Consider the following 533-nt stretch of genomic DNA (forward strand, 5'->3'; position numbering starts at 1 on the left):
GTCTTAGCCAGCGTGTTGGCCACAAGTAGCGTATATGCTTGGGGCTTTGGAGGAAGCGGTAAAGAAAAGCCAAATTATGATTATAGCGCCGATAAAAAGCTTATAGAAATAAATACTAGACCAATTAGCACTGACAATGCAAAATATTGGTGTTTTGACAAAGGTAATGATTTAGGTTGTCTTTCGCTAGAAAAACTAGAAGCTTTAGAGAGCAAAGACCTTAAAAAGGTTGTAAAATTCTATGAAAAAACCATTCCAGAATACTGCTACGATAAAAAATTTGCTCCAGCGTGCAATATACCAGCCATTGATTTAATTCAACAAAAATTATCATACTATGTTAGAAATGATATTGATAATAAAACTATAGAAACTTTTTATTCTGATTATGCAAAAGCACTTTCTGAGTCAAAAGCAGATGTAAAAATGCTTGAATATGGCTGCAATGAACTAAAAAGTGCCTATATATGTAGAGATCTACGCGATATGTATAAATACTTAGGAGATAAAGATAAAACGAAAGAGTATAACGA

The 533-nt window shown here is 32.8% G+C and carries 1 protein-coding gene; it reads left to right on the forward strand.

The window, feature by feature from the left end:
• Window positions 1-533 (forward strand): hypothetical protein (locus CYP28_RS00625; protein ID WP_181000382.1); only part of this gene is annotated, 533 nt, incomplete at both ends.

Source organism: Campylobacter concisus (assembly GCF_002914195.1).
Classification (GTDB): domain Bacteria; phylum Campylobacterota; class Campylobacteria; order Campylobacterales; family Campylobacteraceae; genus Campylobacter_A; species Campylobacter_A concisus_M.